Raw genomic sequence first — 13,511 nt, forward strand, 5'->3', positions numbered from 1 at the left:
TTTCAGGCCACCCGAGCATTTTCGCCTTCCCACCAGCAAGTTCACCGGGCCCCAGGCAAACGTGAGATGGAACATATTGTCGACTCTTTACTCTTTCATTGCCTTTCGTGTTTCGATGGGGCGGTCCGCTTCTTGATCAAGTCGACCACATCCGACGGCAGTCGCCGGCGCAGTGCCGGCAAGACCGATGGGGATGCTCACACCCATGCCCGAAAACCGCCCTGAACTGCAACTTTCCGATGCCCAGCTCGGGGTCTGGCTCGCGGAGCGTGCCGGGCTCGGCCGTCCCGGCGCCTACCAGTGGGCGGAGTATCTCGCCCTGGACGGCCCGGTCGACGCCCGCCTCGTGGCCGCCGCGGTCACCGGGGCGGCGGCCGACTGCGAGGCGCTCCACATCCATGTCACCGAGACAACAGGCCATTTGCCGGTGCAATGGATTCTCCCGGACCCGGAGCACACCGTCGACGTGGTCGACCTGCGGGGAGCGTCCGACCCGGACGCCGCCGCACAGGAGTGGATGCGGGCCTCCATGGCCGAGGCAGGGGACAGCGACGCCGGGCCGTTGTTCCTGGGAGCCGTGCTCCGCGTCACCGACCGGCGCACGCTGGTGTTCCACCGGGTCCACCACCTCGCTCTCGACGGCGCGGGCATGGCCCTGTTCGCCGAACGCGTCGCCGAGATCTACGGATGTCTGCACGCGGGGCGCGCTGTCCCGGCAAGCGGCTGGACCGGGCTCCTCCCCCTGGTGCGGGCCGAGGCCGCCTACCGGGACGGCGCCGAGCGCACCGCGGACCGGCAGTGGTGGCTGGAGCGGCTGGCCGGACGCCCTGACGTCCTGAGCCTCGGCAGCCGTCCGGCGCCGGCCGCGGCCGGCTCACTGCGGCTGACCAGGGTGCTGCCGGCGGCGGAGTTCGCCGAACTGCGGGACGGCGCGCGGCGACTCGGGCACCGCTGGACCCGGCTGCTCACCGCGGCGACCGCGCTCCACCTGCACGCGGTGACCGGGAGCCGTGACATCGTGCTGAGCCTGCCGGTCGCGGGCCGCCCGCCCGAACTCGCCAGGACCGTACCCGCGATGTCGGCCAACGTCGTCCCCCTGCGGCTGCGCGTCGACCCGGCGGCCACCGTCGGGGCCCTGCTGGACCAGGTGGCCGGCGAACTGCGGCTGATCCGCCGTCACCAGCGCTACCGGGGTGAGCGTCTCCGGCGTGACCTGGGATATCCCGAGGACGGCCGGAAGTTCTTCGGTCCGGTGCTCAACATCCAGCGCTTCGACCGGCCGCTGCAGTTCGGCCCGGCGACCGCGACCGTCCACAACCTCCAGGCCCCGCCGTCGGAGGATCTCTCGATCGTCGCCTACGACCGCGGCGACGGCGTGCTGCGCCTCGACTTCGACGCCAACCCCGCCAACCACGGCGAGGAGTTGCTGCACGACATCGCCGACCGCTTCCTGCACCTGCTGTGGCAGACGGCGCGGGCCGACGGGGACACGCCGCTGGCGCGGATCCCGGCGACCACCGCGCCGGAGCGCCTGCGCGGCACCGCTCTGGGCACCGGTCGCCGTACGTCGGCCGCGTCCACCGGCACGGCCGCCGGCGGGTTCGCCGAGCAGGCGCGCCGCACGCCCGACGCGTTCGCGGTGCGCTCGGTCGAGACCGGTGAGCGGCTCACCTACCGCGAACTGGACGCGCGGAGCGCGGCGCTGGCCGCCGAACTCGCCGCGGCCGGCGCGGGCCCCGAGCGGACGGTCGCCCTGCTGCTCGAACGGTCGGTGGATCTGGTCGTCGCGGCGCTCGCGGTGGTGAGGACGGGCGCGGCCTATGTCCCGTTGCAGCGGGACGACGCGCTCTCCCGGCAGGAAGCGGCGCTGTCCGACGCGGGCGCGCGGGTACTGCTCACCGACCGGAGGACCGGGAAGGACCGCATCGTCGCGTCGGCCCATGGCCGGGGCGTGCGGCGGCTGGACGTACGGGCGAGGGGAACCGGGGCCCCGGAGCCGCGCCTCACGCCGGAAGCGCTGGCGTGCGTGATGTTCACCTCCGGCTCCACGGGACGGCCCAAGGGGGTGGCGATCACCCAGGGCAATCTGGCCGGGCTCGCCGCGGACCGGTGGTGGTCCGAGGGCGGCACGGACCGGGTGCTGCTGCACTCGCCGCACGCCTTCGACGCGTTCAACCTGGAGCTGTGGGTTCCGTTGCTGACCGGCGGTGAGGTGGTCGTCGCCGCGCCGGGACGGCTGGACCCGGCCGAGCTGTCCCGGATCACGGCCACCACCGGCATCACCGGGCTGTGGCTGACCGCGGGCCTGTTCCAGGCGATCGCCGCGGAGGACCCCGCGTGCCTCGCCGGGGTACGCCAGGTCTGGACCGGTGGTGATGTGGTGTCCCCGGCCGCGGTACGCGCCGTACGGTCCGCGCTGCCGGAACTCACCGTCGTCAACGGGTACGGACCCACCGAGACCACGGTGTTCGCGACCAGGTACGCCGTCGGGGAGGTTCCCGGGGACACCGGCCCGGTCCCGATCGGCGCGCCGCTGGACGGCAAGCGGGTGCTGATACTCGACGACGCGCTGCGGCCGGTGCCACCCGGTGTGGTGGGTGAGCTGTACCTCGGGGGCGTGGGCGTCGCGCGCGGCTACCTCGGCCGGGCGGTCGCGACCGCCGAGCGCTTCGTGGCCGACCCCTCCGGCCCGCCCGGCGCGCGCGTCTACCGTACGGGCGACCTCGCCCGCTGGAACCACGACGGGCGGCTGGAGTTCGCCGGGCGGGCCGACGGACAGATCAAACTGCGCGGCCACCGGATCGAGTTGGGGGAGATCGATGCCGCCCTGCTGGCCGGGCCGGGCGTACGGCAGGCCGCGACCGTCCTGCGCGAGGACCGGCCGGGGGTACGGCAGTTGGTCTCCTACGTGGCCGCTTCGGGCGACCCGGCGTCGCTGCTCGGCGAGGTGGCGCGGCGGCTGCCCCCGTACATGGTGCCGTCGGCCGTGGTGGCGGTGGACCGGCTGCCGCTGACCCGCAACGGCAAGCTCGACCGGGCCGCGCTGCCCGCTCCGGACACCGGGGGCGCCGACCCGGTACGGGCGCCGCGCACCCCCGCGGAACACCAACTGGCCGAGCTGTTCGGTGCTGTCCTCGGCCTGGCGGAGGTCCCGCTCGACCAGGACTTCTTCCGGCTCGGCGGTGACAGCATCAAGGCGATCCAGCTCGCCGGGGCGGCGCGGCGGGCCGGTCTGGCCATCAGCACCCCGGACGTGTTCCGCACACCCACCGTCGCCGGCCTCGCCGCCGGTGTCGATGTCGGCGCCGATGTCGCCGGTGTCGGCGCGGGGAAGGCAGCGGGGTTCCGGGCCCGTCCGGGCGACGCGGACGATCCCACGGTCCCGCTGACGCCCATCATGCACTGGCTGCGGGAACGCGGCGGCCCGATCGACGGCTTCGTCCAGTCCCTGACCGTACGTACACCGGCGGACATGACCGAGGCACAGGTGCGCGCTGTGGTGCGGGCGCTGGTCGATCACCACGACATGCTGCGGCTCTCCCTGACCACGGTGAACACACTGTGGTCGCTCGACGTTCTGCCGGACGCCGCCGTCGGGTGGAACCGGCCGGGCGCGGTGCTCTCCCCCGAGCACGGGCAGATGGTGCACGCGAGGTGGTCGGATCCCGGGCCCGGGGAACGGGGTGAGCTGACCCTCACGGTGCACCATCTCAGCGTCGACGGTGTCTCCTGGCGCATCCTCCAGGATGATCTCCGCGTCGCCTGGGACGCCGTACGGAACGGGGACACGCCCCGGCTGCAACCGACCGGAACGTCCTTCCCCCAGTGGGCGAGGGCCCTGACGCACCACGCGCACCATGCGTCCGTACTCGACGAATTCGCCCGGTGGCGCACGGCCCCCGAGGATCCCCCCGTCGCCGAACGCGCCCTGGACGGCGCGGTGGACACCGAGGACACCCGGCGCCGGCATTCCGCCTCCCTGCCCGGCGCGCTCACCGCCGCCTTGGTCACCGACGCGACCGCGGCCTTCGACTGCTCGGTGAACGAACTCCTCCTGACCGCGTTCGCGCTGGCCTGCGCCGACTGGCGGGACGGACCTGACGCGCTGCTGGTGGACCTCGAAGGCCACGGGCGCGAGGAGTTCGCCGCCGACGTGGACCTGTCCCGCACGGTGGGCTGGTTCACCACCCTGTTCCCCGTGGTGCTCGATCCGGGCTGCTCCTGGGCGGACGCCCGCGCGGATCCGACCGCGCTGGACGGCGCGGTGGCCACGGTGCGGTCCTGCGCGCGGGACGCCGCGCGCAAGGGGCTGGCGTACGGCCTGCTGCGCCATCTCAACCCGCAGAGCGGTCCGGTGCTGGCCGCCCGGCCTTCGCCGCAGTTCGCCTTCAACTATCTGGGCCGCTTCGACGCGGGCGACGGCGACTGGGCGGTGCGGACCGATGCCGCCGTGCGGGCCGATGCCACCCTGCTCGGCCCGCCCACCGGTGGCGGGCTCGCGATGAGCCACACCGTGGCGCTCGACACGGTCATCACCGATCACGCGGACGGCCCCCGGCTGGTGGCGCACTGGTCCTGGCCCGGTGAACTGCTCGCCGAGGCGCGGATCGCCGACCTCGGGCAACGGTGGTTCGACGTGCTGGCGGCGCTGGCGCACCGGGGCCGCGCCCGGGCGACCGGGGCGCTGCCGCTGCCCCCGCTGGCGCAGGGCCTGCTGTTCCATTCGCTCTACGACCACGACGGCGCCGACCCATACCTCGTGCAGTTCGTCTTCGAACTCGGCGGAGCGCTGGACCCCGCCGCGCTGCGGGACGCGCTCCACCGGCTGCTCCAGCGCCATCCCCAGCTCTCCGCGGGCGTCCGGCAGAGCCCGTCGGGACGTCCCGTACAGGTGGTCGAACCGGATTTCACCGTGGAGTGGCAGGAGTTGCCCGCGCACGAGGACCTCGATCGCTTCCTCGACTCCGACCGGGGGCGGCGCTTCGACCTCGCCCGCCCTCCCCTGGTGCGCGCGGCGCTGCTGCACCGTGGCGGCGAGCGGCACACCTTCGTGCTGACCACGCACCACCTTCTGCTGGACGGCTGGTCCATGCCGATCCTGGTCAGGGAGTTGTTCTCGCTCTACGCCGGCCACGCGCTGCCACCCGCCACGCCGTACCGCGACTTCCTCGACTGGCTGTCCACGCGGGACTCCCGCGCGGACGAGGCCGCCTGGCGCGCGCTGCTGTCGTCGGTGGACGGTCCGACGCTCGTCGCCGGGGCGGGACGGCGTGGTTCGGCCGCGGCCCGGCGGGGGCTGACGGCCGAGCTGGACGGCGCCACGAGTGCGCGGGTCGACGCCGTGGCGCGGCAGTACGGACTGACCGCCAACGTCGTCGTGCAACTGGCGTGGGCGGTCCTGCTCGGCGCGCTGACCGGCCGGGACGACGTGGTGTTCGGCGCGACGGTTTCCGGCAGGCCCGCCGAGCTGCCCGGTGCGGAGCACATCGTCGGCCTGCTGATCAACACGATCCCCGTACGGGTCCGCCTCGACCCGCGCCGGTCGGTCGCCGAGACCCTCGCCGGCCTGCGCGCCCAGCACCTCGCCATGCTGGACCACCAGCACGCCGACCTGACGCGGCTCCAGTCGATCGCCGGGCACGCCGAACTCTTCGACACCGTCGTGGTCTTCGAGAACTATCCCGTGGACGAGGACGGGCTGCGCGCCCTCGTGCCCGGCCTGGAACTCCGGGACGTCCAGGGGCGGGACGGCACGCACTACCCGCTGACGCTCATCGCCATGCCGGGCGACCGGCTGCGGCTGCGCCTCGACCACAGCACCGCCCTGTTCGACGAGGAGGGAGCCCGCCGCCTCCTCGACCGTCTGACCGCACTGCTCGACCGGATCGGCGCGGATCCGCGGGCGCCCCTGGGCCGGCTCGACCTGCTGCTGCCCGCCGAGCGGGACACCCCGAAGGACCCCGCGGCGGCACCCGACCCGGTGGCGCTGCCCGCGCTGTTCGAGGCGCAGGTGCGGCGGCGGCCGACGGCCCCGGCCCTCACCTGCGGGGACACCACCCTGTCGTACCAGGAGCTCAACGCGCGGGCGAACCGCCTCGCGCGGCTCCTCGTCGCGCGCGGGGCCGGTCCTGAACGCCTGGTGGCCCTGGTCCTGGGGCGTTCCACGGACCTCGTGGTCGCGGTGCTGGCCGTGCTGAAGTCGGGGGCCGGCTATCTGCCCCTGGACCCGGCCCACCCCGAGGAGCGCGTACGACAGGTGCTGGCCGCCGCCGATCCCGTACTCGTCGTGACGCAGGCACCGGTCGCCGGGGACCGTCAGCAACTCGTGCTCGACGGCACCGACCCGGCCGCCGGCCTTCCGGCGGACGACCTCGGGGTGGCCGTGGACCCCGACAGCGTCGCCTACGTGATCCACACCTCGGGGTCCACCGGGACCCCCAAGGGTGTCGTGGTGTCGCACCACAACGTCGGGCGGCTGCTCGCGGTGACCGACGGCCGGTTCGGTTTCGGTGACGACGACGTGCACACGCTGTTCCACTCCTACGCCTTCGACGTCTCGGTGTGGGAGCTGTGGACGGCGCTGGGGCGCGGGGGCCGCCTCGTGGTCGTCCCTGACGACGTCGCCAGGTCGCCGCGGGACCTCCTGGCGCTGCTCGCCCGGGAGCGGGTGACCGCGCTGAGCCAGACCCCCTCGGCCTTCTACCAACTCATGCGGGCCGAGGCCGAGGCGGAGCCGGACGGGCTGCCGGCACTGCGGGTCGTCGTGTTCGCCGGGGAGGCGCTGGAGCTCTCCCGTATCCGTTCCTGGCACGGCCCCGGCCGGCCGAGGCTCGTCAACATGTACGGGATCACCGAGACGACCGTGCACGCGACCTGCGCCGAACTCACCGATCCCGACGAGAGCGCCGGCCTCGTCGGCACCGCCCTGCCCGATCTGCGCCTGCACCTGCTGGACCACGCGCTGCGGCCGGTCCCGCCGGGCTGTCCCGGCGAGATCTACGTGGCCGGTCCCGGGGTGACGCGGGGGTATCTGGGCCGTCCCGGGCTCACCGCGAGCCGTTTCGTCGCCGATCCCTTCGGCGCGCCCGGCGCCCGGATGTACCGCTCGGGTGACCTCGCGCGGCGGCGGGCCGACGGCGCGCTGGAGTATCTGGGCCGGACGGACCAGCAGGTGAAGATCCGCGGTTACCGGATCGAGCCCGGGGAGATCGAGCGGGTCCTCGAACGGCACCCCGCCGTGGAGCGCGCCGTGGTGCTCGCCGACCCGGACTCCGACGGCGGCAGACTGCTCTGCTACGCCGTGACCTGCGGGGATCCGGCCCCGGCCGAGCTGCGCGCGTACGCCCGTACGGTTCTGCCCGCGCACATGGTGCCCGCGTTCGTCCTGCCGGTCGACGGGATCCCGCTGACCGGCAACGGCAAGCTGGACCGCGGAGCCCTGCCGCGTCCGGAGTCCGCGCTGCCGGTGAGCCGGCCGCCGGCGACCGAGCGGGAACGGCTCCTGTGCGGGCTGTTCGCCGAGATCCTGGGGGTACCCGAGGTCGGCGCGGAGGACAGTTTCTTCGATCTGGGCGGGCACTCCCTGCTGGCCACCCGTCTGATCAACCGGGTGCGGGCGGAGACCGGCCGCGAGCTGAGCATCCGTACCCTGTTCGACGCCCCCGTCGTCGCCGAGCTGGCGCGGCGTCTGCCGGAGCCCGCGGGCGCGCCACGCTCCCGGCTCGTCGCGACCACGCGGCCGGAGCGGATCCCGCTCTCCCCCGCGCAGCGCCGGCTGTGGTTCTTCAGCCGGTTCGCCGGCCCCAACGCGGTCTACAACATGTCCTTCGCGGTCCGGCTGAGCGGCCCCGTGACGACGGAACACCTGACGGACCACCTGCGCGCGGCCCTCGGCGACGTACTGGACCGGCACGAGAGCCTGCGTACCACCGTCACCGAGATCGACGGCGAGCCCTACCAGCACATCGGTACGGCCGCTGAGCCGCCGTTCGCGACGGTGACCACCTCGGAGGCCGAGCTGCCCGGCCTGCTCGCCGACGCGGCGACCCACGTCTTCGACCTCGCCGCCGAACTCCCCCTCCGTGCCGTGCTCTTCGAGACCGCGCCCGAGCGGTACGTCCTGCTGATCCTGCTGCACCACATCGCCGCCGACGGCTGGTCGCTGGCTCCGCTGGCCCGCGACCTGTCCACCGCCTACCGGGCCCGCGTGGCGGGCGAGGCCCCTCGGTGGACGAGCCGTCCCCTGCCGTACGCGGACTACACCCTCCGGCAGCGCGGCCTCGACCTCCGTCCCGGCATCGCGTACTGGACGGAGACGCTGCGCGGGGCCCCGGAGGCGCTGCCGCTGCCGTTCGACCACGCGAGGCCGCCGGTGTCCGCGCACCGTGGGGAGACCGTCGAATTCGCGCTGGACGCCGGCCTGCACGCGGGGCTGGCCCGGCTCGCGCGGTCCACCGGCACCAGTCTGTTCATGGTGACGCACGCCGCGATCGCGGTGCTGCTGAGCCGGCTCGGCGCCGGTGAGGACATCCCCATCGGCACCCCGGTGGCCGGGCGGCACGACGCGGAACTGCACGACACGGTCGGCTGCTTCGTCAACACGGTGGTGCTGCGCACCGACCTCAGCGGCACACCGACCTTCGCCGAGGTGCTGGAGCGGGTCCGCACCACCGACCTCGACGCGTTCGCCCACCAGGAGGTGCCCTTCGAGCAGGTGGTCGAGGCGGTGAACCCGCCGCGCTCGCTGTCCGGTCATCCCGTCTTCCAGGTGATGCTGGCCTTCCAGGACACGCCGCCCGTGGAGTTCGACCTGCCGGGGCTGCGGGTCGAGCCGCTCGCCGCGCACGGCGGCGCGTCGCGCATGGACCTGCTGTGGAGCCTGCGCCGGCGCCACACGGACCACGGCGCGGAAGCCGGGGTCGAGGGCCTGCTGGAGTACGACACCGAACTGTTCACCCCGGTCTCCGCCCGGCTGCTGCTCGCACGGCTGGAGCAGCTCCTGAGGGCGGTGGTGGCGGAGCCGCACCGCCTGATAGCCGACCTCCCGGTTCTCGTCGCCGGTGAACGCGAACGGATGACCGGCCGCTGGAACGCCACCGCCCACGACGTGCCAGGGACCACCGTGGCCGAGCTGTTCGCGGCCCAGGTGCTCCGCGTTCCCGACGCACCGGCCGTACGGCACGGGGAGACCGTGCTCACCTACCGCGAGCTGTCCGAACGGGCGGCCCGTATCGCGGCGGAGCTCAGCGCCCGCGGGGCCGGCCCCGGCAGCCTGATCGCGCTGGAGCTCGGGCGCGGCCCCGACCTGCCCGCCGCCCTCCTCGCCGTCCAGTCGGTCGGCGCCGCCTATCTGCCGGTCGACCCCGCGCTGCCGCCCCGGCGGATCGCGGAGCTGCTGGCGGACGCCCGCCCCCTGCTGGTGGTGCGGGACGGCGACGGACTCGACGTCAGCGCCGGGTCCGTGGACCCGGCGTCCGTGCCGGGGACCACGGCGTACGTGACGTACACGTCGGGATCCACCGGGCGGCCGAAGGGAGTGGTCGTGCCCCACGGCGCGCTGACGAACCTGGTGCTCGCCCTCCGGGAGCGGCTGGGGGTCGGCGCCGAGGACCGCGTCCTGGCCGCCGCGCCCGCGAGCTTCGACATGTCCAAGCCGGAGCTGTATCTCCCGCTGGTCACCGGTGCCACGATGGTGCTCGCCGAGCAGGGCGCGCTGCGGGACCCCGACGAGCTGTCCGCCCTGCTCGACCGGCACCAGGTCACCGTGATGCAGGCGACCCCGTCGCTGTGGCAGGCCCTGGCGGCCCGGCGGCCCGACCGGCTGCGCCACATCCGCGCGGTCATCGGTGGCGAACCCGTACCGCCGGAGATGGCGGAGACACTGACCGGGCTCACGGCGTCCCTGCTGGCCTGTTACGGCCCGACCGAGACCACGGTCTGGTCCACCACCCACCCGGTCGGCCGCGTGACGACCGCCGCGGTGCCCCTCGGACGTCCCCTGTGGAACACCCGGTGCTACGTGCTCGACGCCCGGCTGCGGCCGGTGCCACCGGGCGTGACCGGCGAGCTGTACGTGGCCGGCGCGGGCGTGGCCACCGGCTACCTGCACCGGCCGGGGCTGACGGCGACCCGCTTCGTCCCGGATCCCTTCGGTCCGGCGGGCCGGCGGATGTACCGTACCGGCGATCTCGCGTCGTGGACCCCCGACGGAGTGCTGTGCTTCCACGGCAGGACCGACGACCAGGTGAAGATCCGGGGCCATCGTGTCGAGCCGGGTGAGATCGAGGCCGTGCTGGCCCGTCACGAGGGCGTCGAGGCGGCCGCGGTGGCCGTGCACGACCGGAAGGCCGACGACCGCCGTCTGGTCGGTTACGTCGTCCCCGCCGGCGTCGACCTGCGCTCGGTGGGCGCGCATCTGGCCCGGCACCTCCCGGACCACATGGTGCCCGCCCGCCTGCTCGCCCTGGACGAGATCCCGCTCAGCGCCAACGGAAAGCTGCTGCGCGACCAACTGCCCGAACCCGACTGGGCGTCCGCCGGCGATGCGGCGCCGCCTTCGAGCCTCCGTGAGCATCTGATGTGCGAACTCTTCGCCGAGGTGCTGGATCTGCGCCGGGTCGGCCCCGGCGACAGCTTCTTCGAGCTGGGCGGGCACTCGCTCCTGGCGGCTCGGCTGACCGATCGGATACGGACCGTGCTCGGCCTGGAACCGGCGATCCGGAACGTCTTCGAGGCGGCCACCCCCGCAGCGCTGAGCCTGCTGCTGGACCGGGCACCGGCCACGGACGCACCCGCGCACCTCGTGCCGTTCCGGACGGGCGGCCCGGGGACGCCGGTGTTCTGCGTCCATCCGCTCAGCGGGATCAGTTGGCTGTACTCGGGGCTGTTGCGGCACATCGACCGGGACCATCCCGTGTACGGCATCCAGGCCGAGGGGCCCGGTGGGGTGACGGATCTGCCCGGCACCGTCGAGGCGATGGCCGAGCGCTACGTGGACCTGCTGCGTTCGGTCCGCCCCGGCGGCCCGTACCACCTGGTCGGCTGGTCCTTCGGGGGGCTCGTGGCGCACGCGATGGCGGTGCGCCTGCGCGAACTCGGCGAACCGGCCGGATCCCTGTTCCTGGTGGACCCCGTCGCGGGCACCGGAGCCGGACCGGAACAGCCCGTCGACGACCAGCGGGTCTTCCGGGTGCTGCTGACGGCCGCGGGGCTCGACGACGAGCGCTTCGCCTCCGCGGAGCTCGACTTCGGCACCGTCTCGGCGCTGCTGCACCGGGAGGGCAGCGTGTTCGCCCGGTTCACCACGGACGACATCAGCCGGGTCATCGCGGTGTCGCGCCACAACGACAGGCTCACGCGGGCCTACCGGCCACCGCGCTACCCGGGGGACACCACGTACGTCGAAGCGGGGGCGGGCGCCGGAACACGACGCCGCGTACCGCACCACGAACGGTGGCGGCCCCACACCGGCGGCGACCTGACGGTCCGTCATGTCGCGGCGCTCCACCACCAGGTGATGCAGTCGCGGCACGTGGACGATGTCGGAGTCCACCTCCGCGAGCTGCTGAGGAGGCCGCGTTGACCGGCACCGGCGCCCTCGGGCACGACCCGGAACGACCGCCCGGCCCGCGAGGCCCTGTCCGCGCGCTCGCCGAACTGCCCACGGGCGCACGGATGGTGGTACGGCTGCCCAACGGCCGCGCGCTGGCGGACACCCTGCTCGCCTGTTTCGACCGGGGGCTCGTCGCGGTCCCGCTCCCCCCGCGCGCCACCGACCGGGCGGTCGCGGACATCGCCGAACGCGTCTCCGCGACGGCCCTGGTGGACGTCCGCGGGCTGCACCGCACCGGCCTGCCCGACCGCCACGGGCCGACGGACGACCTCGCGTTCATCATGTTCACCTCGGGCTCCACCGGTCCGCCGAAAGGGGTCATGCTCAGCCGGCGGGCGGTACGGGGCAACGCGGCCAGGACCGCGGCGCTGCACGGGCTGACACCGGGCCGCCCGCACGGGACCTGCCTCCCGCTGTACCACTGCAACGCGCTGGTCATGTCCCTGCTCGGCACACACCTCACCGGCACGCCGCTGACCCTCCGGGCCGCCTTCGACCCGGCCGGCTACTTCGCCGCACTGGACGCCGACGGGGCGAGGACCGCGTCCATCGTGCCCGCCCTGCTGACGGACCTGCTGGAGGCCGGTCCCGACTGGCCGGAAGGGCTGGAGTACCTGATCACCGCCGCCGCCCCGCTGACCAGCGACCTCGCCCGCCGCTTCCACCGCAGGTACGGCCCGCGCCTGCGGCAGGGCTACGGCCTGACCGAGGCGGTCAACTTCAGCTTCACCATGCCCCGGCTCGACGACGCCGAGTTCCGCGACCAGTACCTGGAGCACGTACCCCCGGTCGGGGCGCCGCTGCCGGACACCGAACTGCGGCTGGAGTCCGGCGAGGTGTGGATCAGGACCCCGGACCTGATGAGCGGCTACTGGCAGGACAGCCGTACGACCGCCGCCACCGTCACCGAGGACGGCTGGCTGCGCACCGGCGATCTGGGCGAACTCCGCGACGGACTGCTGGTGCTGCGGGGCCGCACCGGTGAGCGCATCAACCGGGGCGGCGAGAAGCACTACCCGCTCGACCTCGAACAGGGCTGGCGCCGGGCGGGCCTGTCCGGCCGGTTCGCTGCGGTCGCGGTGGACGAACCCGCGCTCGGCCAGGACGTCGGGCTGATCGCCACGCGGCAGCCGGTCTCCGCCGTACGCGAACTGTACGAGCGGGCGCCGCTGCGCCCGGCGGCGTTCCAGTTCGGCGGGTTCCTCTCGACCTCCACCGGCAAGCCCCGGCGCACCGCGATGGGCCGGACCCTGGCCGCACGCCGACTGGCCCCCGCACGGTACGAACGGCTGCTGCGCCATGCCGCGGCCACCGCCCGCCATCTGCTGCGCTCGGGCGCCGAGGACCCCGGCCTGCGCGCGCTGGCCGCGCAGCGGGCCGGTGACCACCCGCGCTCCGGTGACCACCCGCGAGGGGGCGACGACGCCGTCCTCGACGCCTTCGCCTTCCTGCGGGAGCACTGGCACGACGAGGACGACGCGGAGCTGTCCCGGGCCAAGGCCCGCTGGCACAGGACGCTGCTCACCGAGTGGCCCCTGGCGGTGCACGGAGAACTCGCCGCTGAGGTGGCGGCCCGCCACGGGTACGAGGGGCCGCCGGTACCGTTCGGCACCGAAGCACACTTCGGCGGCGGCGCGCTGCTCGTGCTTCCGCACGGGCCCGCGGCCGACGGACCCGTCTGGCCGCTGGGTCCGCTCCTGGCTTTCCTGGACGGTTCCACCGAAGGCGGCGGGACGGATCGCTGGACGCGGTTGACTCTGCTGCGGGAGCGAGGATTCCCTACGGCGGGCTGCTCGGTACTCCGCGCCGGGCGGTACGACGCGGGCGGCGTGGTGTGGGCACGGCAGCCGGACTCCGGACCAACGCCGGATTCCGAACGAACAAGCACACGGGAGTAACT

2 protein-coding genes are annotated in these 13,511 nt (G+C 74.1%); both read left to right on the forward strand.

The genetic code is table 11. The features are described from left to right. The first annotated feature begins 205 nt into the window (after nt 1–205). Nucleotides 206–11,581, forward strand: coding sequence for an amino acid adenylation domain-containing protein (locus ACIO3P_RS01930; RefSeq protein ID WP_401849883.1), 11,376 nt, complete (start codon nt 206–208; stop codon nt 11,579–11,581). Further along, complete coding sequence (locus tag ACIO3P_RS01935) at nt 11,578–13,509, forward strand: class I adenylate-forming enzyme family protein (RefSeq protein ID WP_401849884.1); 1,932 nt, start codon at nt 11,578–11,580, stop codon at nt 13,507–13,509. Before ACIO3P_RS01930 ends, ACIO3P_RS01935 begins: the two co-directional genes overlap by 4 nt. Nucleotides 13,510–13,511 lie beyond the last annotated feature (2 nt).

Origin of the sequence: Streptomyces sp. NPDC087310, assembly GCF_044744405.1 — a bacterium.
Classification (GTDB): Bacteria; Actinomycetota; Actinomycetes; order Streptomycetales; family Streptomycetaceae; genus Streptomyces.

Coding starts and splice junctions, on each gene's coding strand:
- ACIO3P_RS01930 (WP_401849883.1), top strand. CDS start 206: ATGCCCGAAAACCGCCCTGAACTGCAACTTTCCGATGCCCAGCTCGGG.